Origin of the sequence: Rhizobium sp. NFR12 (genome assembly GCF_900108545.1) — a bacterium.
Classification (GTDB): Bacteria; Pseudomonadota; Alphaproteobacteria; order Rhizobiales; family Rhizobiaceae; genus Neorhizobium; species Neorhizobium soli.
The window spans coordinates 455,358-476,257 of the sequence record NZ_FNWM01000004.1 but is presented as its reverse complement, the minus strand read 5'-3'; the positions used below and the strand labels follow the sequence as shown (position 1 = coordinate 476,257).

General features: G+C 60.2%; 22 protein-coding genes. 11 read left to right on the top strand and 11 right to left on the bottom strand.

The features are described from left to right. Nucleotides 1-2: 2 nt before the first annotated feature. The 4 genes from BLW69_RS18715 to BLW69_RS18700 all read right to left on the bottom strand — a co-directional run bounded on the left by BLW69_RS18715 (nucleotide 3) and on the right by BLW69_RS18700 (nucleotide 3,566). A complete protein-coding gene (locus BLW69_RS18715) occupies nucleotides 3-581 on the bottom strand; it encodes a TRAP transporter small permease (protein ID WP_092664080.1) in 579 nt (192 codons plus the stop codon). A 70-nt stretch (nucleotides 582-651) separates the two neighbouring features. Further along, nucleotides 652-1,623 carry a sialic acid TRAP transporter substrate-binding protein SiaP gene (locus tag BLW69_RS18710; protein WP_092664078.1) on the bottom strand — a complete coding sequence of 324 codons (972 nt, stop codon included), beginning with the start codon at nucleotides 1,621-1,623 and terminating at the stop codon, nucleotides 652-654. 65 nt (nucleotides 1,624-1,688) lie between these two features. Next, nucleotides 1,689-2,402: a FadR/GntR family transcriptional regulator gene (locus tag BLW69_RS18705; protein WP_092664076.1), complete on the bottom strand. Its 714-nt coding sequence runs from the start codon at nucleotides 2,400-2,402 to the stop codon at nucleotides 1,689-1,691. A gap of 63 nt (nucleotides 2,403-2,465) precedes the next feature. After that, nucleotides 2,466-3,566 (bottom strand): Ldh family oxidoreductase, encoded by a 1,101-nt coding sequence (locus tag BLW69_RS18700; protein ID WP_092664074.1) that lies wholly within the window; start codon nucleotides 3,564-3,566, stop codon nucleotides 2,466-2,468. A gap of 110 nt (nucleotides 3,567-3,676) precedes the next feature. Here BLW69_RS18700 and BLW69_RS18695 point away from each other — a divergent pair, with 110 nt between their 5' ends. Further along, on the top strand, nucleotides 3,677-4,669 hold the full coding sequence (locus tag BLW69_RS18695; RefSeq protein WP_092664072.1) for a GntR family transcriptional regulator: 993 nt from the start codon (nucleotides 3,677-3,679) through the stop codon (nucleotides 4,667-4,669). Nucleotides 4,670-4,698: 29 nt separating this feature from the next. Beyond that, nucleotides 4,699-5,817, top strand: coding sequence for a mandelate racemase/muconate lactonizing enzyme family protein (locus BLW69_RS18690; RefSeq protein WP_092664070.1), 1,119 nt, complete (start codon nucleotides 4,699-4,701; stop codon nucleotides 5,815-5,817). A gap of 60 nt (nucleotides 5,818-5,877) precedes the next feature. Here the strand turns inward: BLW69_RS18690 and BLW69_RS18685 are convergent, their stop codons facing one another. Both BLW69_RS18685 and yghU read right to left on the bottom strand, forming a co-directional pair. Further along, nucleotides 5,878-6,255, bottom strand: a complete 378-nt coding sequence (locus tag BLW69_RS18685; protein ID WP_062454259.1) for a hypothetical protein — start codon at nucleotides 6,253-6,255, stop codon at nucleotides 5,878-5,880. 36 nt (nucleotides 6,256-6,291) lie between these two features. After that, nucleotides 6,292-7,191: a glutathione-dependent disulfide-bond oxidoreductase gene (gene yghU / locus BLW69_RS18680; RefSeq protein ID WP_092664068.1), complete on the bottom strand. Its 900-nt coding sequence runs from the start codon at nucleotides 7,189-7,191 to the stop codon at nucleotides 6,292-6,294. 269 nt (nucleotides 7,192-7,460) lie between these two features. Here yghU and BLW69_RS18675 point away from each other — a divergent pair, with 269 nt between their 5' ends. The 7 genes from BLW69_RS18675 to BLW69_RS18645 all read left to right on the top strand — a co-directional run bounded on the left by BLW69_RS18675 (nucleotide 7,461) and on the right by BLW69_RS18645 (nucleotide 15,471). Continuing rightward, on the top strand, nucleotides 7,461-9,227 hold the full coding sequence (locus tag BLW69_RS18675; protein ID WP_092664066.1) for a hypothetical protein: 1,767 nt from the start codon (nucleotides 7,461-7,463) through the stop codon (nucleotides 9,225-9,227). Between the two features lie 170 nt (nucleotides 9,228-9,397). Further along, nucleotides 9,398-9,808, top strand: a complete 411-nt coding sequence (gene rbfA / locus BLW69_RS18670) for a 30S ribosome-binding factor RbfA (protein ID WP_092664064.1) — start codon at nucleotides 9,398-9,400, stop codon at nucleotides 9,806-9,808. A gap of 16 nt (nucleotides 9,809-9,824) precedes the next feature. Further along, a complete protein-coding gene (truB, locus tag BLW69_RS18665; RefSeq protein WP_092664062.1) occupies nucleotides 9,825-10,754 on the top strand; it encodes a tRNA pseudouridine(55) synthase TruB in 930 nt (309 codons plus the stop codon). 144 nt (nucleotides 10,755-10,898) lie between these two features. Further along, nucleotides 10,899-11,168 (top strand): 30S ribosomal protein S15, encoded by a 270-nt coding sequence (rpsO, locus tag BLW69_RS18660; protein ID WP_062454254.1) that lies wholly within the window; start codon nucleotides 10,899-10,901, stop codon nucleotides 11,166-11,168. 339 nt (nucleotides 11,169-11,507) lie between these two features. Further along, nucleotides 11,508-13,640: a polyribonucleotide nucleotidyltransferase gene (gene pnp / locus BLW69_RS18655; RefSeq protein ID WP_092664060.1), complete on the top strand. Its 2,133-nt coding sequence runs from the start codon at nucleotides 11,508-11,510 to the stop codon at nucleotides 13,638-13,640. A 92-nt stretch (nucleotides 13,641-13,732) separates the two neighbouring features. Beyond that, nucleotides 13,733-14,740, top strand: a complete 1,008-nt coding sequence (locus tag BLW69_RS18650; RefSeq protein WP_092664058.1) for a class I SAM-dependent methyltransferase — start codon at nucleotides 13,733-13,735, stop codon at nucleotides 14,738-14,740. Nucleotides 14,741-14,823: 83 nt separating this feature from the next. Beyond that, nucleotides 14,824-15,471 (top strand): tetratricopeptide repeat protein, encoded by a 648-nt coding sequence (locus BLW69_RS18645; protein WP_092664056.1) that lies wholly within the window; start codon nucleotides 14,824-14,826, stop codon nucleotides 15,469-15,471. 37 nt (nucleotides 15,472-15,508) lie between these two features. Here the strand turns inward: BLW69_RS18645 and fabI are convergent, their stop codons facing one another. Genes fabI through fabA form a run of 3 tightly spaced genes read right to left on the bottom strand, consistent with a single transcriptional unit; the run spans nucleotide 15,509 to nucleotide 18,105 of the window. After that, nucleotides 15,509-16,315 (bottom strand): enoyl-ACP reductase FabI, encoded by an 807-nt coding sequence (gene fabI, locus BLW69_RS18640; RefSeq protein ID WP_092664054.1) that lies wholly within the window; start codon nucleotides 16,313-16,315, stop codon nucleotides 15,509-15,511. A gap of 4 nt (nucleotides 16,316-16,319) precedes the next feature. Further along, entirely contained in the window at nucleotides 16,320-17,543 is a 1,224-nt protein-coding gene (gene fabB / locus BLW69_RS18635; protein ID WP_062454249.1) for a beta-ketoacyl-ACP synthase I, read from the bottom strand. 46 nt (nucleotides 17,544-17,589) lie between these two features. Next, nucleotides 17,590-18,105 (bottom strand): 3-hydroxyacyl-[acyl-carrier-protein] dehydratase FabA, encoded by a 516-nt coding sequence (gene fabA, locus BLW69_RS18630; RefSeq protein ID WP_062578496.1) that lies wholly within the window; start codon nucleotides 18,103-18,105, stop codon nucleotides 17,590-17,592. A gap of 306 nt (nucleotides 18,106-18,411) precedes the next feature. On the opposite strand from fabA, the gene irrA reads away from it, so the two are divergent. Continuing rightward, nucleotides 18,412-18,828, top strand: coding sequence for an iron response transcriptional regulator IrrA (irrA, locus tag BLW69_RS18625; RefSeq protein WP_062454247.1), 417 nt, complete (start codon nucleotides 18,412-18,414; stop codon nucleotides 18,826-18,828). On the opposite strand, the gene BLW69_RS18620 is transcribed toward irrA, so the two are convergent. Next, nucleotides 18,825-19,478, bottom strand: a complete 654-nt coding sequence (locus BLW69_RS18620; RefSeq protein ID WP_062454246.1) for a trimeric intracellular cation channel family protein — start codon at nucleotides 19,476-19,478, stop codon at nucleotides 18,825-18,827. The two genes, irrA and BLW69_RS18620, sit on opposite strands and share 4 nt — an antisense overlap. Nucleotides 19,479-19,599: 121 nt before the next feature. Between BLW69_RS18620 and BLW69_RS18615 the strand changes: the two genes are divergently transcribed. Then, on the top strand, nucleotides 19,600-20,064 hold the full coding sequence (locus tag BLW69_RS18615; protein ID WP_092664052.1) for a hypothetical protein: 465 nt from the start codon (nucleotides 19,600-19,602) through the stop codon (nucleotides 20,062-20,064). A gap of 18 nt (nucleotides 20,065-20,082) precedes the next feature. On the opposite strand, the gene BLW69_RS18610 is transcribed toward BLW69_RS18615, so the two are convergent. Next, entirely contained in the window at nucleotides 20,083-20,871 is a 789-nt protein-coding gene (locus BLW69_RS18610) for a YdcF family protein (RefSeq protein WP_092664050.1), read from the bottom strand. Nucleotides 20,872-20,900: the final 29 nt, after the last annotated feature.

Sequence of the window (20,900 nt, the reverse complement as noted above, 5' to 3'; positions counted from 1 at the left end):
AATCAATCCTCGGCGTTCTGGAATTCTTCAGAGCGCTCCAGCACCGAATAACCGCGGCGCATGTTGGCGACGAAAACCTGGATGGAGCGCAGCAGCATCAGCACGAAGGCAACCAGCACGCTGTAGAAGACGATGTTGCGGGGCAGGTTTACGGTGACCATCTCCTCGCCCTCGACGATTTCCATGTACCGCCACATCAGCCATGATCCGTAGCCAAAGAAACCGACCCGGATAATGTCGACCAACGTCGCCATGATGCGCGTCACATGCGGTGGCAGGTAGTGGTAGAGAACGTCCACCTGAATGTGGCGCGACATGCGCACGCACATGACGGCACCGAGGAAAACCACGCCGATCAGGCAATTGACGGCGATTTCCTCTGTCCAGGCATAGCTGTCGTTGAGGACGTAACGGGTAAAGAACTGCAGGAAGACGCAGCCCGTCATCACCCAGAACAGGGCAAGCGTGACCCAGTCCTCGAAGGCATAGATTTTAAGGTCCACATCGACGGGCGCTTCGTCGAATGTATGGGCAAGCTCCTCAGGGGTCACCTGAGTGTGGATTTCCGGGGATGTCGACATGGATCCGATCCAGTTTCACGAAGGGAAGGCGCGGCTCTTGCGAGCCGCGCGAACGTTGGCGTGATCCGCGTTACTTGATGGCGCGGATGGCTTCCCAATCGGATTTCGCGTAGCCGAACTCTTCGAAAGTGACCTTTTCCAGCACGGTCTTTTCGAAGTCCGCCTTGTCGACGGTCACGACGTTGAGGCCGCGCTTCTTGAAGTCCTCGACGAGCGCCTTTTCGCGTTCCTCGATGATCTTGGTGGTGCGGGTGGCAGCTTCCTGCGTCACTTCCGTGAAGATCTTCTTGTCTGCGTCCGACAGGCTTGCCCAGCGGCTCTTGGAAATGACCGTGTTGAGATGGTCGACGATGTGACCGGACAGAACGATATTCTTCTGGACCTCGAAGAACTTCTTCGCCTCGATCGTGGTCAGCGGATTTTCCTGGGCGTCGACCGTGCCGTTCTGCAGAGCGAGATAGACTTCCGCAAAGGCGATCGGCGTGGTGTTGGCGCCGCAGGCACGTGGCATGGCAAGGTATGCCGGAACGTCCGGAACGCGCATCTTGACGCCCTTCAGATCGGCGCATTTTTCAATCGGCTTGTTGGATGTCGTATGGCGCGTGCCATAGTAGCTGACGGCTGTGATCACGTTGCCGGTCTTGTCTTCATAGCCCTTGGAGAGACGCTTGAAGACGTCGCTCTTCACATAGGCGATCAGGTGCGCCGGATCGCGGAAGATGTAAGGGAAGTAGGTAACGCCGATCGGCTTGTAATCGCGGGCCGCGAAGCTGGAGCCGGAAATGATCATGTCGACCGTTCCGAGCTTCAGACCCTGGTTGATGTCGGCTTCCTTGCCGAGCTGCGACGCGGGGAAGACGTCGATCTTGTAGCGACCTTCGGTGCGCTTGGCGATTTCGCCCGCAGCCCATACGGATTCCGTATGGAACGGCTCCGAGGTCTCATAGACATGCGCCCACTTGAGCGCTGTCTGCGCCTGTGCGCCGATTGCCGACGCCATGACGACGGCGGCGGCACCTAAAATAGTGGTAAACTTCAACATAACTTTCTCCTCCCGAATTGAAATCTCAAACTATCGTCTCGATCCGCCGCCTCCTCGCGGTCGGATCAGTCGTTCCTCGTCGGCTCCTCTCCGAAGCTTTCCGAGAATCTCTTCTGCGACAGCGTCAAATGCTGCCGCATGGCCTCGCGCGCATCGGCGGGGTTGCCCGCCGCAAGCGCGTCGCGAATGATCTTGTGTTCTTCGAGTGCTGCCTTCCAGGTGTGCGGGCCTTCGAAATAGCTGGCCAGCTTGGTGAAATACGGCGACAGCCGCTTGTCGTAGATCAGGCCGGTAAAGCGGTTGAGCGCCGAATTGCCGATCATGTCCGCAATCGCCGTATGAAACGCCCGGTCCAGCGCCAGCGCCTGGTGCGAATCGTCGAGCGAACCCTCCATCTCCGCAAGGATCGAATTGAGCTTGGCGATGCTCTCGCTGTCGGCCTTGCGGGCTGCCTCTTCGGCAATAGCGCTCTCGATCAGGCAGCGCGCCTGCAGGATTTCAAAAGGACCATCGCTGTCATCGGCGGCAAGGATTTCCGGCTGCCGGTTTGATCTGGCGCTGACATAGACGCCGGATCCCATGCGGATCTGGATCAGACCCTCGACTTCGAGCACGATCAGGGCTTCGCGAATGGTGGGGCGGGACACGCCAAGGCGCTCGGCAAGCTCACGCTCGGCCGGCAGACGCTCACCGGGCCGGACTTCTCCGGCTTCGATCAGCGTACGAAGCTGTTCCGCGGCCTGCCTGTAAAGGCGGCGCGGCTCAAGGGCGACGAACATGGTGTCCTCCACGCATCCTCCCGACGCGCAATGCGGTCAGATTGTCTTACCAATTTTGGGAAGTCAAGTGCCATCAACCTGTGACTGTGCCGGCATCTCCAAAACCGGCAGTTGCGCCCCGTAGCGACCCGCAAGAACTCCGAAAGCGGCGTGTGTCGCCGGATCGAGCGTGACGCCGGATGCTTGTCGATCCGCCGCAACCACCCATTCCCGGTCGCCCGGCGCCATGACTCGGCAGTCGGCGCGGGCCGGCGAACTGCGCAGCACATCCAGATAGCGTGTCATGCCCGCATCGAACGTCTCCCGATCGCCGAACGCCTCCGGCAGGATCGCAAAGACAAAGGCTCCGAGACCACGAGGCGTCGAAAAATCGGGACCGCCCATCGGGGCGAGGTCGAAACTCAGGCTCATGCCGGTCACGACAGCGCTGAGGATTTCCGCAAGCCCGGCAAGACCCGCGCCCTTGAAGCCGAATTCGCCGCCGAGCGGCGCCAGCATGTCGGCCTTGTCCGCATCGAGCGTGTCGATGCCCGAAACATCTGACGCGACCGACTGCGGCAGGGTCGTGCCCATGCTGCGGTAGAGCAGCACGCGGTTATAGGGAATGGCGCTGGTTGCCATGTCCAGCAACCACGGATCTTGCCCTTCCACCGGCACGCCGACGGCAATCGGGTTGGTGCCGTGGAAGCGCGATGCACCGTCATGCAGGCGCACGAAACTGTCGGAATTGCAAAAGGTGAAGCCGATCACGCCCTGGCGGGCCGCCTCCAGCGCATAGGCGCCGGCCGGGCCGAAATGCGAACTGTTGCGGATCGCCACAGCGCCGATGCCGAACTGACGCGCGAGCTCGATCGCTCGGTCCATCGCCGTATAGGTCGCGAGTGCGCCATGCGCATGATCCGCGTCCAGCGTCTCCACCGCCCCGAAACCTCCGACGGGCTTTAGCTTCGGCACCTTGTTGAGGCGCCCGCCTTCAAGCGCAGTCACGTAATGGTCGAGAAGACGCACCCCGTGACTGTCTACGCCATGGCGGGTGCCATGCATCATCGCCCGCGTCGCCGCATCTGATGTCGCAGCGTCTGCGCCGCAAGCCAGAAGGACGTCGCGGCAGAAGCGATCGAGCTCCCGGAGCGAAACGGTGGCTTTGTTATTCCCAGTCGGCATTCCAGGACATCCTCCACAATGTCTTTTGTCTACACTAGACATACGATTTGGAAGATGCAATCCATGCACTGCGATTTCGATCGATCGCGTTTGTTTTCCTGGAGAGCCGAATGGCTGGCCCGTCCCCGAGGCTTCATCAACGTGTGTGCGAGATACTGGCATCCGAGATCGCCTCCGGTGCGCTGTCTAAAGGCACGTATCTCACCGAAACCAGCCTTGCCGAACGCTTCGGCATCAGCCGGGCACCCGCGCGCCATGCCCTCGGCGAGCTGGAACTGCGCGGTTTGATGCAGCGCGTTCCGGGCAGGGGATACCAGATCTTATTCTCGCAAAGCGGCGCCGCGCCCGTCGCGCCCTCGAGCCATCCTGCCTGCTCCCACGAGAAGATGCATTTCCTGTCGAGCTGGGAGCTGATCTACCGTCAGATCGAGATCGAGATCGTCTCGCGCACCTCGCTTGCCAGCTGGCGTATCAACGAAGCAGCGCTTGCCGCAGCTCACGGTGTCAGCCGAACCGTAGCACGGGACGTGATGGCAAGGCTGCAGCAACGCGGCGTGGTGCTGAAGGACGATGCCGGCCGTTGGCTGGCACCGGGCCTGACGCCTGTCCATATCGGCCAGCTTTACGAACTGCGCTGGGTGCTGGAACCGCTGGCTCTCGAGCAGGCCTTCCCGCACTTGCCCGATGGCTACGTGGCGGGATGCATCGAGTTCGTCGAGCAGGCGATCGCCGCCGCCGAGACGGTCACCGGCGACATGCTCGACCGCGTCGAACATCAGCTGCATTCGGAGCTTCTTGGATATTGCGACAACCGCGCGCTGATGCAGGCAATCAGCCTGCCGCAGGCGATCCTCGTCGCCCACCATTTTCTCTATCAGCCGAAAGCCACCGGCTATGACGGCGAGCCATTCCTGCTGGAGCATCTCGACGTGCTTTCGCCGCTCGCTTCCGGCGGTATCGGCGCCGCATGCGATGCGCTGGAGAGGCATTTGCGGATCTCACGCGACCGCGCAATCGCCCGCATTGGGGCTGCCGCATCGCGAAACATCGCCCTGCCTGACCTGCCTTATCTGGAGCGGCAGGGGCACGTCAAAACAGACTGATGTCTACCACCGGGAGGAGGAGCCCAAGAATGAAGATCAAATCCGTACAGCCATTCATCCTGCATCTGCCGCTGACCTCGGACTCGATTTCCGACAGCACCCACAGCATCACCCATTGGGGTGTCGTCGGCACCGTGATCGAAACCACCGACGGGTTGAAGGGATACGGCTTTACCGGCACCCATGCCCATATCGCCTCCGACCGGCTGATCACGTCCTGTATAAGGGATTGCTACGCGCCGCTGCTGATCGGCGAGGATGCCAACGAACATCAGCGTCTATGGACCAAGCTGGCACGCTATCCGTCCCTGCAATGGGTCGGCCGCGCCGGGATCACTCATCTGGCACTCGCTGCCGTCGACGTGGCGCTCTGGGACCTCAAGGCGAAGAAGGCCGGTGTGCCGCTCTGGAGCCTGCTCGGCGGGGCAAGAACCGATCGTCTCGAGGCGTATAATACCGATATCGGCTGGCTGTCGTTTTCGCTGGAGGACCTGCTGGCCGGGTCGGCGCGCGCCGTGGAGGAGGAAGGCTTCACCCGGATCAAGCTCAAGGTCGGCCATGACGATCCCAATATCGATGTGCGCCGCCTGGAAGCGGTACGCAAGCGGCTGGGCCCAGATGTCCGGATCGCCATCGATGGCAATGGCAAATGGGATCTTCCCACCTGCCAGCGGTTTTGCGAGCGGGCCCGCGATCTCGATATCTACTGGTTCGAGGAGCCGCTCTGGTACGACGATATTGCCGGACATGCGGCCCTTGCGAGAAGCAGCACGATCCCGATCGCGCTTGGCGAGCAGCTCTATACCGTTGATGCGTTCCGGGCGTTCATATCAGCCGGTGCCGTGTCCTACGTCCAGCCTGACGTCACGCGTCTCGGTGGCGTCACCGAATATATCCAGGTTGCGGACCTGGCACTGGCCCACCGTCTTCCCGTCGTGCCGCATGCGGGCGAGATGAGCCAGGTTCATGTCCATCTCAGCTACTGGCATCCGGCCTCGACGATTCTCGAATACATTCCCTGGATCAAGGATCACTTCGAGGAACCGTCCAATGTCGATGGCGGCATTTACCGCAGGCCACAGCAGCCAGGCGCCAGCACGACGGTGCTGAAGGCAAGCTTCGAGCGATACGGCAAGAGCCTCGGCTGAATGCGAAAGGCCGCCGGCGTCAGTCGCCAGCGGCCTCCTTTACAACGTCAACAATCGCTGTCAGATCTCGAAGATATTCTCGAACGATTCCGGAAAGTTCTGCCGCGCCAGCTTTTCGTTGATGACAAGCATCGCCTCATAGGAAAGCGGATCGAACGTTTTGTCGGCCGGCAGCACTTCGCGCCCGAACAATAGGCTCAGACGCGCGGCATCGAGATTGCCGCGCTCGAAGGGTTCGGTGCCGAAGTGATGCCATAGCGCATGCAGAAAGGCCCCGTCGATCTTGTGCTCTTTCGTGCCGGGACGTGCCCTGCGCGGCAGAGCCTTGATCGGCGTCACGCCTTTCGGATTGGCCCGGCGGATGGTGAACTGCACCCCCGTGCTTGGCATCCCGCCCGGAAAGCCTCGGTGTTTGGTCATTTCAGGCAGGTTTGCCATGTTCGTATCCTCAAGTCCTATGCGGCTAACCGGCTTTCAGCCGATCTTGTCTTGTGTCTTCGTATCGAAATCCGAAGCGTCGTGGCGCTCATGCAGCTGCTCGGATGGCTCCCCGGATGTCCGGTTGACCATGCGGCCGCGCTTGACGCCAGGCCGTGCGAAAACCTCCGCCGTCCAGCGCTGTAGGTTCTCATAGCTCTTTACCTCGAGAAAATCACCTGCATCGCCGTAAACCTGGCCAAGCGCCAGCGTGCCGTACCAGGGGAAAATCGCCATGTCCGCAATCGTATACTCGTCGCCCGCCATATAACGGTTGTCGGCAAGATGCCGGTCGAGCACGTCGAGCTGGCGTTTCGTCTCCATCGCATAGCGATCGATCGCGTATTTGATCTTGATCGGCGCATAGGCATAGAAATGTCCGAACCCACCGCCGAGAAACGGTGCCGAGCCCATCTGCCAGAACAGCCAGTTCATCGTTTCCGTGCGGGTGCGCAGATCGGTCGGCAGGAAGGCGCCGAACTTCTCCGCCAGATAGACGAGGATCGAGGCCGATTCGAACACGCGCAGCGGCTTGCCGCCATCCTTTGGCGCATGGTCGCAAAGTGCGGGGATCTTTGAGTTCGGATTGATGTCGACAAAGCCGGATCCGAACTGATCGCCCTTGCCGATATTGATCATCCAGGCGTCGTATTCGGCCTGTGTGTGACCGGCTGCCAGAAGCTCTTCCAGCATGATCGTCACCTTGACGCCGTTTGGCGTGCCCAGCGAATAGAGCTGCAGCGGATGCTTTCCGACCGGCAGTTCCTTGTCCTGTGTCGGGCCGGCGATCGGGCGGTTGATACTGGCGAACTGGCCGCCATTGCCCTTTTCCCAGGTCCAGATCTTCGGCGGCTCGTAGCCGGCAGGAAAATTGTCGGCAGGAGTTTTCTCGGTCATCAGGGCGGTCCTTCCTGAAAAATTGCTCTTAAAATACGAACGATGCCTGCGATATAGGAAAAACGAGAAGAGATTTCCCGTTTTATAGCGCCATCGTATCGCGTTTTTTGGTGCTGGTCAGGATCTCTCTATGCTGCCCCATCGTGTTCCGAACGAGCGCAATGGTTAACCACGTACACGCAACTCCGCGGTCGGTTCTTGTTCAGTTAACCGTTGCACCGGCACTGTCCAGCTATTCGAGGACACCCGTGCCTGCTTCAGGCGGAGACGTGTCCCACAACAAACAGGGCGAACGGTTTTCCAGCGACGAACTCAACGTTGCGGCGAAGCTGGAAAAGGTGGTGGACATGGCAGTCAGAGCGGTCGTATCGATAGAAAAGGGTGTTTCCGCAGACGCCTCGGCGTTTGCCGCGCGGCTGGACGCTGCCCGTTCGCGCCTTGAGGAACGCTTCACCGAAGGCGGACGAGCGCTTCTTTCCATTCTCGACGTTCTCAACCGCTTGGTCGCCTCGCTCGATCAGGCCGAGAGCTCGCTCGACGAAGAAACGGCGAACGCATCCCTGTTCGAGCTCACCCAGACGGTCGCGCGGCTTTCGCAGCTGAGCGAAAACGAGAAAGGCCGACAGGTCCAGTTCACCCTCATTTCCGACGCCCAGGGGCACTTGAAGGGCCATGCCGAGGACATGCAGGAAACCCTGCGCTATCTGCGCACCTTTGCAGTTACTGCAAAGATCACCGGCGCCGGAATTGCCGACTTTGCAGGATTTGCTGAGGAAATCCTGCAAAGGATTCAGGACGGCACCCGTCAGGTCAATGATTTCTCGGACAAGGTCCAGTATCTCGGCCAGGGACTGGGTTCCCTGATCACAAGAGGGAAGAGGATTGTAAGCTCCTACGAGGACACAATCCCGCAGATCGCAGCAGGACTGTCGAACGGCGGCGAGGCGATCGCTCTCAATCGCAGATCGATGATCGAACAGGCCGCAAGCGTCCGGGCAATCGCGCGCGGCATCCAGACCAAGCTCGCCTCGACGCTGTCTGCCATGCAGATCGGCGACACAACCCGCCAGAGGATCGAGCATTGTCAGTCAACGCTCACGCTCCTCGACGATTTTCTGGCCTCACCGGACGCTACGCCGCTGACCAATCCTCAGCGCGACAACCTGTCCGCTGTCATCCGGAGGCTTGTCTCCCATCAGCTCAGGCAGTCCATCGATCATTTCGAGCGTGACACGGCAAAGATCGTCGCAAGCGTGGCGAGTTTCCGTTCAGATCTCCAGAAGATCGATGCAATCCGGGAAACGATGGCAGAAGGCCGGGGCGGGGCCGCCGCCATGCGCCAGCTCGACACCGGCGTCGGCGTTGCGTGCGAAGCGGTTCGCCAGATCGAAGCCGTTGCCGGCGAGGCGACGGAACTCAGCCGGTCGACCGGCCAGACCGTAAGCGAGCTCGTCACCAGCATCGGCGTCGTGCAACTGGTCCGCACCGATATTCACTACATGGCCCTCAATACCAATCTGCGCTGCGGCAGGATCGGAGATCAGGGCAAGGCGATCAACGTGGTTGCCGCCGAACTGCGCAATTACGCGGGCGAACTGGATGGTGCCGCCGACAAGATCCTCGTTCATCTCAGAATGCTGGAAGAATCTGCGCAAAAGCTCAGCGCCTGCGAAGATACGGGCGGCTCGCTCGATCTTCGGCTCGAACAGGCACTCGCCAATATCCGCGTTGTCGGCGATCGCAGGGAGACCGAAATGTCGCTGCTTGGCGAACACAGCCGATCCGCCGTCGGCGAAATCGATGCCTCGCTTGCTCGGCTTGATTTCAAGATTGAGCTTGGTGAGGTTTTGCGGGCCTGCGCGGAAGAGGGCGAAGCCTTCGCAAGCGCCCGGCCACTGGCCGCCATCGAGCCTGCCCTCATCGAACTCGGGGCTCGCATTTCCGCCCTTTACACAATGGGTTTGGAACGTGAACTGCACGCGAAGATCATGGGAACCACACCCCTTGGCGAAACGTCCCTCGTCTCGGTTGCATGAGTGACGACACGCTGTTTTCAGGTGTCATCGGCATCGACGGCCTCCAAGTCAGACCGATTAAATACCCGCTGGACCTTGACCTTTCGCCGGGCCTTTGTCATGTGACCGCCTTCATTTGACGAAGCGCCCCATCGGGACGAGCCCCGGCGGCGTTATACGAAAGAAACAACATGACCAAGCCCACATCCTCGGCGCCGTCGCAGCGCATGCTTCGTGTTGGCGAACAGGTACGCGCCGCCATCACCCAGGTCCTGCAACGTGGCGAAGTTCGCGACGACCTGCTCGAGAAAACCGTGATTTCCGTTTCGGAAGTGCGCATGTCGACCGATCTGAAGGTCGCGACGGCCTATGTGACCCCCCTCGGCGTCCCTGACCATGACGTCGTGATCGCAGCGCTCAACCGGCATGCCAAATATATCCGCGGCCGCATAGCCGGCCAGCTCCGTCAGATGAAATACATGCCGGAAGTGCGCTTCCGCGACGATACGAGCTTCGACAACTACAAGAAGATCGACGAGCTGCTTCGCTCGCCGGAGGTCCAGCGTGATCTCAACAGCGACGAAACCAAAGACCAGAAATAACAATCAAGAAGTATTGATGTCAAAACCCCGCAAACCAAAGGGCCGGCCGGTTTCCGGCTGGCTTATTCTCGACAAGCCGATCGATTTCGGCTCGACCGAAGCCGTGTCCAAGATCAAGTGGCTGTTCAATGCCCAGAAGTGCGGCCATGCCGGCACGCTGGATCCGCTTGCGTCAGGCATGCTGCCGATCGCGCTCGGCGATGCGACGAAGACCGTGCCCTATGTCATGGATGGGCGGAAGATCTACGAATTCGCCGTTACCTGGGGCGAGGAACGGTCGACCGACGACCTCGAAGGCGCCGTTACCGCATCGTCCGACAGCCGTCCGAGCGAAGAACAGATCCGCGCACTTCTGCCCAACTACACCGGCACGATCAATCAGATCCCGCCACAGTTTTCCGCCATCAAGATTGCCGGCGAACGGGCCTATGACCTCGCCCGCGACGGCGAAATTGTCGAGATCCCGTCGCGCGAGGTCCAGATCTTCCGCCTGACGCTGCTCGGCGTAACGGCAGACAAGGCGCATTTCGAAGTGGAATGCGGCAAAGGCACCTATGTTCGGGCGCTCGCCCGCGACTTCGGCCGCGATCTCGGCTGCTACGGTCATATCTCGGAACTGCGCCGCACCTTCGTTGCGCCCTTTGCCGAAGACCGCATGGTGCCGCTCTCCGAACTTGTGGCGCTGGAACAGATCGAGGATCGCGACGAACGGCTGGCAGCCCTTGATGCCTTCATGATCAACACGTCTGAAGCGCTTTCCAGCCTGCCGCATCTGCCTGTCACAGACGATCAGGCCCACCGCATCAAGATGGGCAATCCGATTATCCTGCGCGGCCGCGATGCACCGGCTGACGAAGCGGAAGCCTATGCGACCGTGCGCGGCAAGCTGCTCGCCATCGGCGAGATCGGCCAGGGAGAGTTCCGTCCCAAGCGGGTGTTTGGCTGAGCCTCTTCCATTCTCTCCTTGAATGGTCTATAGGCACCGCCAGCAAAAGCAGGCTTTTCCGCCTGTTTTGCGTTTCACGGCCAAGACTGGACGACATCCCGGCCTTAGGCGACCCATAATCCTCATATTCGAAAGGATAACACGATGTCGATCACTGCAGAGCGCAAGGCCGAACTCATCAAGGAATACGCAACCGTTGAAGGCGACACCGGTTCGCCGGAAGTCCAGGTTGCGATCCTCACCGAGCGGATCAACAATCTGACCGAACACTTCAAGGGCCACAAGAAGGACAACCACTCCCGTCGTGGCCTTCTGACCATGGTTTCCACACGTCGTTCGCTTCTCGACTACGTCAAGAAGAAAGACGAATCCCGTTACAGCAAGTTGATTGCTGCTCTGGGCATTCGCCGCTAAAAATTTCCGGCGGGCGCTCAATCGGGCGCCTGCCGGTTTCTCATTCGGGCCAAGCGTCCGATGCAATGTTTGCGATGCGCTTTATCTCGCGCCGCAAGAATGCCCGCAGACCCGGATGGGCCGGATCTGCAAAAACCAAACCGTTGACCTGTCATGGGGCAGGATTGCCGGATGCTTTCGACCAGGGATCACTCAAAGACCCTGATCAGACGTCGACCACCGAAGTCGCCGACCCGAAGCCTCCCGTTGTCTTGCCCGTGATCTGTCACATCGATTGCGGTCGACTATGCACTGCGCCGGCTACGGCACTGCGCGTGCTCCCGCATTAAAGGACACCATATGTTCAATACCCACTCCGTCGAAATCGAATGGGCAGGCCGCCCGCTGAAGCTTGAAACGGGCAAGATCGCCCGCCAGGCTGACGGCGCGGTTCTCGCCACCTACGGCGAAACCGTCGTTCTCGCCACCGTTGTTTCGGCCAAGTCGGCCAAGCCTGGCCAGGACTTCTTCCCGCTGACCGTCAACTACCAGGAAAAGACTTATGCCGCCGGCAAGATCCCGGGCGGCTATTTCAAGCGCGAAGGTCGCCCGTCGGAAAAGGAAACGCTGGTTTCCCGCCTGATCGACCGTCCGATCCGCCCGCTCTTTCCGGAAGGCTACAAGAACGAGACCCAGGTTGTCGTTACCGTTATCCAGCACGACCTTGAAAACGATCCGGACGTATTGTCGATGGTTGCAGCCTCCGCTGCCCTGACGATCTCGGGCGTTCCTTTCATGGGCCCGGTTGGCGGCGCACGCGTCGGCTACATCAACGGCGAATACGTTCTGAACCCGCATCTCGACGAGATGGACGAGTCGGTTCTCGACCTCGTCGTTGCCGGCACCCAGGACGCCGTCCTGATGGTCGAGTCGGAAGCCAAGGAACTCAACGAAGAGATCATGCTCGGCGCCGTCATGTTCGGCCACAAGGGCTTCCAGCCGGTTATCGACGCGATCATCAAGCTCGCTGAAGTTGCCGCCAAGGAGCCACGCGATTTCCAGCCGGAAGATCATTCCGCGCTCGAAGCCGAAATGCTGCAGCACTTCGAAGCCGAACTGCGCACCGCCTACAAGAACACGCAGAAGGCTGAACGCTACGCTGCCGTCGACGCCGTCAAGGCGAAGGTCAAGGCACACTTCTTCCCAGAAGGCGTAGAGCCGATGTACCCGGCCGAAGTCATCGGCGCGACCTTCAAGCACCTGCAGGCGAAGATCGTTCGCTGGAACATCCTCGACACCAAGAGCCGCATCGACGGCCGTGATCTCGAGACCGTTCGCAAGATCGTGTCTGAAGTCGGCATCCTGCCGCGCACCCACGGTTCGGCCCTGTTCACCCGCGGCGAAACCCAGGCGATCGTTGTTGCGACGCTCGGCACCGGCGAAGACGAACAGTATGTCGATAGCCTGACCGGCATGTACAAGGAACGCTTCCTTCTGCATTACAACTTCCCTCCCTACTCGGTTGGTGAAACCGGCCGCATGGGTTCCCCAGGACGTCGCGAAATCGGCCATGGCAAGCTCGCATGGCGCGCTATCCGTCCGATGCTGCCAACGGCTGAACAGTTCCCGTACACGCTGCGCGTCGTCTCCGAGATCACCGAGTCGAACGGCTCGTCCTCGATGGCAACCGTCTGCGGCACATCGCTTGCTCTGATGGACGCTGGCGTCCCGCTCGCAAAGCCTGTTGCCGGTATCGCCATGGGCCTGATCCTCGAAGGCGAACGCTTTGCCGTTCTCTCCGACATCCTCGGTGACGAAGATCATCTCGGCGACATGGACTTCAAGGTTGCAGGTACTGTCGACGGCATCACCTCGCTGCAGATGGACATCAAGATTGCCGGCATCACCGAAGAGATCATGAAGGTCGCGCTCGGCCAGGCACAGGGTGGCCGCAAGCACATCCTCGCCGAAATGGCCAACGCTATCACCGAAGGTCGCTCGGAACTCGGCGAATTCGCACCGCGCATCGAAGTGATGAACATCCCGGTCGACAAGATCCGTGAAGTCATCGGTTCGGGCGGCAAGGTCATCCGCGAAATCGTCGAAAAGACCGGCGCCAAGATCAACATCGAAGACGACGGCACGGTCAAGATTGCCTCCGCCTCCGGCAAGGAAATCGAAGCGGCCCGCAAGTGGATCCATTCGATCGTTGCTGAACCGGAAGTCGGCACCATCTACGAAGGTACCGTTGTGAAGACCGCCGACTTCGGCGCCTTCGTCAACTTCTTCGGCGCCCGCGACGGTCTGGTCCATATCAGCCAGCTCGCTTCCGACCGTGTTGCCAAGACCCAGGACGTGGTCAAGGAAGGTCAGAAGGTCTGGGTCAAGCTGATGGGCTTCGACGAGCGCGGCAAGGTTCGCCTGTCGATGAAGGCCGTCGACCAGGCCACCGGCCAGGAAGTCAAGAAGGCTGACGGCGAAGCTGCCGAATAAGCCCTCGACCTATCGAGAGATCGAGGCGCGGAAGGAATAACTTCCGCGCCTTTTTTGTTTTAACCGACGACACGACCGCCCGAGATCAGATCATGACCCGAGAAGCCCTGAAGACCCTTTTCCATCCCTTCGCCACCGACGCGATCCAAACGCCCGGCGAGGGTGAGCGCATACTGTTTCTGGGTGCGGAAGCGGGCAATGCCCTGCCTGACGGGTTTGATGCGGAGATCACGGCCATCCAGCCGTTCCGCCCACTGTTCCGCAGCCTGCGCGACAACGCGTTTCCCGAGCCCGAGGGCGAGGATTACGACGGTGCGCTTGTCCTGTGTGGAAAGCATCGTGGCGAAAACGAAAACCGCATCGCCGAAGCGCTTGCGCGGGTGAAGGTCGGCGGAGTTATCGTCGTTGCCGGCGGCAAGGAAGACGGTATCGCACCCATTCGCACGATGCTCCTGAAGCTCGGCATCACGCTGGACTACGCGCCGAAGTATCACGGCGTTGCGATCTGGTTCGGCCGGCCGGAAGATGCGTCCGGCGCGATCCAGGCACTGAAAAAGACGGCTGTGACGGTGGATGGTCGCTTCCAGGCCGCTCCCGGCATGTTCTCGCACGACCGTATCGATCCTGGCTCCGAACTTCTGGTAAGCCGCTTCCCGACAGATTTCGATGGCAATGCCGCCGATTTCGGTGCGGGCTGGGGCTATCTGTCCGTCATGCTGGCCGAGCGTTCGCCCCGCGTGAACCGGATCGACCTGTTCGAGGCCGATCACCGGGCGCTGGAATTTGCAAAGCAGAACGTTGCGCATAACTGCCCGGATCTCGAAGCCCGCTTTTTCTGGCAGGATCTGGGAACCGAGCCGCCAAAGGAAAAATACGACCTCGTCATCATGAACCCGCCCTTCCACGAGACGCAGGCCGCCGATCCGGAACTGGGCAAGACGATGATCCGCACGGCTGCAGGGGCGCTCAGAAGCGGCGGCAGGCTAATGCTGGTCGCCAACCGCGGGATGCAATACGAGCCGGTGCTCGAGGAAGCGTTCCGGGAATACGGCGAAACCTGCCGCAACGCCCGCTTCAAGATCCTCTGGGCGAAGAAGTAACGTCACCCCTCAAAATCTAGGATTGCCCGTCCCGACAGCTCGAATGCACACTGAAGTTGCGTTCGAGCTGTCGGGGTTTTTGTATGAAAGGCGTTGTTTCAGCACTTCTGCTCTTGATCGCCACTGAAACGGCGAGCGCCGAAGAGCCGCGCGCCAGTGTTCGCTTGACCTGGGAATGGTTCAACACCGCGGAAACCTATCGCAAATACAAGGTCAAAGGGCCGGATGACCTTCGCATTGCCGCGCATTACTTCCGGCTCGCGGCCAAGAACGGCAACGCTGCGGCAGCATACAAGCTCGGTGAAGCTTATGAGATAGGCTCAGGTGTCCCACTCAATCTTCCGGAAGCGCTCCGCTGGTATCGCCAGTCCGCCGACGCTGGCGACATGCATGCGGAGCTGAAGGTCGGCTGGTTCTATCAGAAGGGCTTGAGCCTGCGGGCTGATCCATCACGGGCTGTCGAATGGTACGAGCGCTCCGCCAGCAAAGGCAACCTGTGGGCATACCACATGCTGGCCTTCATGCTGATGGACGGGGAGGGTGTCGCAAAGGACCTTGCCCTTGCGCAGCGCTATTTCGAAAAGAGCCTGCCTTTCACCCACGATCACTGGGCACAGCTGAAGCTTTCGCAGTTGATCAGAGCGAGCGATCCACGGCGCTCGAAAGAACTGCTCAAGCAGGCAGCGAACGCCGGCAATGCGGACGCGATCCGAGAATTGAACGCATTTTGAGAATGCCCGCCCATGTTAGGATAGCAGGCGCTAAACCCTACTGAGCGTCGGACTTGCGCAGTCTGTCGAGGCTTGGCAGTGAGGTGATGCTGTATCCGGCGTCCACGTAATGCACTTCGCCGGTCACACCGCGGGAGAGATCCGACAGCAGATAGAGCGCGGAGCCGCCGATATCCTCGATCGTGGCAGTGCGGCGCAACGGCGCGTTCTGCTGGTTCCAGGCGTAGATCGCCCGTGCATCGGAAATCCCGGCGCCGGCAAGCGTGCGCACGGGGCCAGCGGAGATCGTGTTGACGCGGATGTCGTTCGGGCCAAAATCGGCGGCCAGATACCGCACCGAGGCTTCAAGCGCTGCCTTGGCAACGCCCATCACGTTGTAGTTCGGAATGACGCGCTGTGAACCGTTATAGGTCAGCGTCAGCATAGAGCCGCCATCAGGCATCAGGGCTGCCGCGCGCTTGGCGATTTCCGTGAAGGAAAAGCAGGAGATCACCATCGTACGCGAGAAATTCTCGCGCGTCGTGTCGGCGTAGAGGCCCTTCAGCTCGTTCTTGTCGGAGAAGCCGATGGCATGAACGAGAAAGTCGATCGTGCCCCAGCGTTCGCGCAGCGCGTCAAACGTTGCGTCGACCGACGTGATGTCTTCGACGTCGCAGGGAACCACGAAATCTGAGCCGAGTTCGGCGGCAAGCGGTCTGACCCGCTTGCCAAGCGCTTCACCCTGATAGGTGAAAGCCACTTCCGCACCCTGTGCCGCGACCGCCTTGGCAATTCCCCAGGCGATCGAGTGGTTGTTGGCAACGCCCATGATCAGGCCGCGCTTGCCCTGCATGATCCCGGACATCAAATTATCCGTTATGACGCTGGAAGACGAGCGTAGCGTTGGTGCCGCCGAAGCCGAAGGAGTTGGAGAGCACAGTGTCGATCTTGGCATTGTCGATCCGCTTGCGAACGATCGGCACGCCGTCGAATTCCGGATCCAGCGTCTGGATGTGCGCGCTCTCGCCGATAAAGCGTTCCTGCATCATCAGGAGACCGTAGATCGATTCCTGCACGCCGGCACCGCCGAGCGAGTGGCCGGTGAGCGACTTTGTCGACTGGATGTGCGGGATCTTGTCCTTGAACACTTCGCGGATGGCGCCGATTTCCTTGGAATCGCCAACCGGTGTCGAGGTGCCGTGGGTGTTGATGTAGTCGACCTCACCTTCCACGTTGGCAAGCGCCTGACGCATGCAGCGGATTGCGCCTTCGCCTGATGGTGCGACCATGTCATAGCCATCGGATGTGGCGCCGTAACCGGTGAGTTCTGCGTAGATCTTGGCGCCGCGCGCCTTGGCATGCTCCAGTTCTTCAAGCACGAGAACGCCTGCACCACCGGCGATGACGAAACCGTCGCGGTCGGCGTCATAAGCGCGCGAAGCCGTTGCAGGCTGGTCGTTGTACTTGGAGGACATGGCGCCCATCGCGTCGAACAGGTTCGACATGGTCCAGTCGAGATCCTCGTGGCCGCCGGCAAACATCACGTCCTGCTTGCCCCATTGGATCATCTCCGCGGCATTGCCGATGCAGTGCGCAGACGTCGAGCAGGCCGACGAGATCGAGTAGTTGACGCCGTGGATCTTGAACCAGGTCGCAAGCGTTGCCGACGCCGTCGACGACATCGCCTTCGGCACGGCAAACGGACCGATCCGCTTCGGGCTGTTGTTCTTGATCGTCGTCTCGGCCGCTTCGATCAGGGTGCGGGTGGAAGGACCGCCCGAACCCATGATGATGCCGGTGCGCTCGTTCTCGCTGTAATCCTTTTCCTCAAGTCCGGAATCGGCCAGCGCCTGCTTCATCGCCACATGGTTCCACGCTCCACCCTGGGAGAGGAAGCGCATGGCGCGGCGATCGACGAGTTCCGTCGTATCGATGTTGGGCTTGCCCCAGACTTGGCACTTGAAGCCGTGCTCGGCGAAATCCGGCGAGAAAGAAATACCGGACTTTGCCTGCCGCAGGGACTCGGTGACTTCGGCTGCGTCGTTACCGATCGAGGACACGATACCGAGCCCAGTGACAACTACCCGTCTCATTTCATCAAACCTTTGTTGTTTTCGACAGCTGCGCTTTTCAAGCAGTTCAGGCGGTCTTTTCCTTGGACAGACCCACGCGGAGGTCCGTCGCCTGATAGATGGTCTCGCCATCGGCCTTCAGCCAGCCGTCGGCGGTGCCCAGCACGAGGCGACCCCTCATGACGCGCTTGAAGTCGATGCCGTATTCCAGAAGCTTGGTGTCCGGGCGGATCATGCCCTTGAACTTCACTTCGCCGGTCGAAAGCGCCATGCCGCGGCCGGGTTCACCCAGCCAGCCCAGGAAGAAGCCGGTCAGCTGCCACATGCCGTCAAGGCCAAGGCAGCCCGGCATGATCGGGTTGCCTTCGAAATGGCAGGGGAAATACCAGTCGTCCGGACGCACGTCGTATTCAGCCCGGATGTAACCCTTGTCGAAGGCGCCGCCGGTTTCCGAGATCTCCGTGATCCGGTGGACCATCAGCATGGGCGGCAACGGCAGCTGCGCATTGCCGGGACCAAACAGATCACCGTGGGCGCAAGCGAGGATTTCTTCGTAGCTGAAGCTGGACTGTCTGGTGGACATGAATTTCCGTTTCCCCCCGTTTGAAGCTTTTGTTTCCCAAGCTTTAGAGCAAGATGGGCCGAAATTGAAGTCTTGCCATGACAACACAGGTGCTGTCTGGGGAAGACTGCAGCTGCGGAAGCATCGCATTCAGGTCCGCATATAGGAAGCGGAGAGCGCAAACCAGTGGTAAAACACCGAAAATTAGCGTTTTTGCCGACCGCGGAAGGACGTGCTAAGGGACACTATTGAAAGAATTCATCTTAAAAGTTATATCGGAAATCAGATTAGATCCCGTGTGACGAAACGGTTGGAGCCGAAGCACATATGGCGGATGCCATGCCGAACATCGAGATTAGATTGCGCCATTGCGGCCTTCGACCGACGAGGCAGCGCGTCGCGTTGGCGGATCTGTTGTTTGCAAAGGGTGATCGGCATCTGACGGTCGAGGAACTGCACGCGGAAGCCACGGAAGCCGGCGTGCCGGTCTCGCTCGCAACCGTCTATAATACCCTCCACCAGTTTACCGAGGCAGGCCTCATCCGCGTTCTCGCCGTTGAGAGCGCACGCACCTATTTCGACACCAATATTTCCGATCACCATCACTTCTTTGTCGAAGGGCGCAACGAGGTGCTGGATATCCCGATCAGCAATCTGGAAATCGGCAATCTCCCGGATGCGCCCGAGGGCATGGAAATCGCCCATGTCGACGTCATCATCCGGCTGCGCGAAAAGCGCGGCTAATCCTTGGCCTTGCCCTTGATCGCCTCGTCTGCTGGTCGCCCCGGACGTGACTTGTAGCGTGGCAGCGTCCAGCCGTAATGGATCGCGCCGCCCCGCAAGGCGAAGGCGACACATACCCCGAAGCCTGAACTGACATACTGCGGAAAACCGAGCGCTTGTGCCGCCGTGAACGCGGCCGCGCCGGCGATCGCGGCCGTGATATAGATTTCCGAGCGCAGCAGCACGGAAGGCTCGTTTGCGAGAAGATCGCGCAAGATCCCGCCGAATGCCGCCGTCAGCGCGCCGGTGATGATCGCGATCGTGGGTGATCCGGTCGCGGCCAGGCCCTTGGCCGCACCCAGCACGGTGTAGGCGGCAAGGCCCACCGCATCGAGCCAGATCAGCAGGCGATAGCGCCATTCGACCCGGTGTGCCGTCAGGTAGACGAGAACGCCGGTTACGACGCAGATCAGGATATAGGTCGGGTCGAGAACCCAGAAGACCGGGGTCCGGCCAAGAATGATGTCACGCACCGTGCCGCCGCCGAGCCCGGTCACGGCTGCAAAGAACAAAAACCCGATGAGATCGAGCTCCTTTCTCGATGCCGCAAGCGCACCAGTTGCGGCAAACACCGCGATGCCGGCATAATCGAGGATCATCAGCAGGGACATTCCATTCTCCAGCGTCGCGCAAGTGCATTGCTCTAGATGATCACGCTAACAACGGCAACGGCATCTCCGGTCAGGTCCGATGATGTCATGAACAGATGATTTGAGAATATGGGTAGGTGCGGTGAATAAGGTCTTGATACTTCTGGTCGCTCTCGTCCTGCTGCCGACCTTCGCGTCAGCCCAGCAGAAACTGTTCAGCGATCCGGAAGTCACGGAAAAGAGCCATTTCCAGAAAACCTGCGGAAAAGTCGAGTTCGGTCCGGGCTTCGTCAAACGTTTCGACATCAACAATGATGGCATAACGGACGTCGTCACCGATCACAGCGACCTGACGTGCGACGGCGTTCGCGGCCCCAAATGCAATGCAGATGGCTGCCCGCAGAACTTCTACGTCCAGGCGAAGGAGGGCGGCTATATCATGATCGCCACCGCCCAGATCTACGGCTACGATTTCGTCCAGTATTTCGGCAACATGGTGTTCATGCTGCAGATGCATCCGCGGTTCTGCGAGCGCACCGATGCCGCGCCCTGCGTCATGCGGGTCCGCGTCCGCGGCGGTCGTTTCGTGACGATCTCGAAACAGTAATCGCGGCCCCTTCAGGGATCAGGGCGCCTTGATGCTGTCGATCCGGCCCGCGAACCTATAGCCGAGAACGGCCATCCACTCCCGCGCGGCCGTCGCCGTCAGCTGCGCATTGAGCGCCGGCTGGGTGAAATCCAGCTTGGCGGATACGATGCCGCTGGTGCGAAAGTCGGTGGGCCAAGGCCGGACCGCTATTCCCGCCTTCTGAAACAGGGCGACGGAACGGGGCATGTGGAAGGCCGAGGTGATCAGCGCGCAATCGCTGAAGCCACGCTGCTTCAGAATTTCAGCTGTATTGAGCGTATTCTCGTAGGTGGTGCGCGATGTGTTTTCCTTCACCACCCGGTCCGCTGCTATGCCGAAGGCCGTGAAAAACCGTTCGGACGCCTGCGCTTCGCCTTCATAGACCCCACTGAACGATCCGTCGCCGCCGGAAATCAGGATGCGCGACTGCGGAAATTGCAGCGCCAGCCGACCCGCCTCGATAAACCGGTCCGCCGCCTGGTTGAACTCGATGCCACCCCGTGCGGCCGTCACCTCGCTCTCGAATGCACCGCCGAGAATGATCATGCAGGAGAGGTCTGCAGGATCGGTTGCCGGCTTGGCGTAGCGAGCCTCGAGAGACTGCAGCGCCAATGCGCCCGCCGTCGTATAGAGCGTGACGAACAGGGTGAGCGCACTCAGAAGTGCCGAGATGCCGGAAAGCTTCCGCAGGCCGAAAAACGCGAAGAGAGCGGCAAGCGCCGAAAGCAGGAAGGCGATGGAAAGCGGCTGCGCGAGCAGCCAGATCAGCTTGGAAATGAAAAACATGGACCGTCGTCTGTTTGAGTCCCGGCCAG

Coding starts and splice junctions, on each gene's coding strand:
- fabI (WP_092664054.1), bottom strand. CDS start 16,315: ATGTCCGGGATCATGCAGGGCAAGCGCGGCCTGATCATGGGCGTTGCC.
- BLW69_RS18695 (WP_092664072.1), top strand. CDS start 3,677: ATGGCTGGCCCGTCCCCGAGGCTTCATCAACGTGTGTGCGAGATACTG.
- BLW69_RS18645 (WP_092664056.1), top strand. CDS start 14,824: ATGAAAGGCGTTGTTTCAGCACTTCTGCTCTTGATCGCCACTGAAACG.
- BLW69_RS18710 (WP_092664078.1), bottom strand. CDS start 1,623: ATGTTGAAGTTTACCACTATTTTAGGTGCCGCCGCCGTCGTCATGGCG.
- BLW69_RS18715 (WP_092664080.1), bottom strand. CDS start 581: ATGTCGACATCCCCGGAAATCCACACTCAGGTGACCCCTGAGGAGCTT.
- pnp (WP_092664060.1), top strand. CDS start 11,508: ATGTTCAATACCCACTCCGTCGAAATCGAATGGGCAGGCCGCCCGCTG.
- BLW69_RS18685 (WP_062454259.1), bottom strand. CDS start 6,255: ATGGCAAACCTGCCTGAAATGACCAAACACCGAGGCTTTCCGGGCGGG.
- rbfA (WP_092664064.1), top strand. CDS start 9,398: ATGACCAAGCCCACATCCTCGGCGCCGTCGCAGCGCATGCTTCGTGTT.
- BLW69_RS18650 (WP_092664058.1), top strand. CDS start 13,733: ATGACCCGAGAAGCCCTGAAGACCCTTTTCCATCCCTTCGCCACCGAC.
- yghU (WP_092664068.1), bottom strand. CDS start 7,191: ATGACCGAGAAAACTCCTGCCGACAATTTTCCTGCCGGCTACGAGCCG.
- irrA (WP_062454247.1), top strand. CDS start 18,412: ATGGCGGATGCCATGCCGAACATCGAGATTAGATTGCGCCATTGCGGC.
- BLW69_RS18705 (WP_092664076.1), bottom strand. CDS start 2,402: ATGTTCGTCGCCCTTGAGCCGCGCCGCCTTTACAGGCAGGCCGCGGAA.
- BLW69_RS18610 (WP_092664050.1), bottom strand. CDS start 20,871: ATGTTTTTCATTTCCAAGCTGATCTGGCTGCTCGCGCAGCCGCTTTCC.
- fabA (WP_062578496.1), bottom strand. CDS start 18,105: ATGTCCACCAGACAGTCCAGCTTCAGCTACGAAGAAATCCTCGCTTGC.
- fabB (WP_062454249.1), bottom strand. CDS start 17,543: ATGAGACGGGTAGTTGTCACTGGGCTCGGTATCGTGTCCTCGATCGGT.
- BLW69_RS18700 (WP_092664074.1), bottom strand. CDS start 3,566: ATGCCGACTGGGAATAACAAAGCCACCGTTTCGCTCCGGGAGCTCGAT.
- BLW69_RS18620 (WP_062454246.1), bottom strand. CDS start 19,478: ATGTCCCTGCTGATGATCCTCGATTATGCCGGCATCGCGGTGTTTGCC.
- BLW69_RS18690 (WP_092664070.1), top strand. CDS start 4,699: ATGAAGATCAAATCCGTACAGCCATTCATCCTGCATCTGCCGCTGACC.
- rpsO (WP_062454254.1), top strand. CDS start 10,899: ATGTCGATCACTGCAGAGCGCAAGGCCGAACTCATCAAGGAATACGCA.
- truB (WP_092664062.1), top strand. CDS start 9,825: ATGTCAAAACCCCGCAAACCAAAGGGCCGGCCGGTTTCCGGCTGGCTT.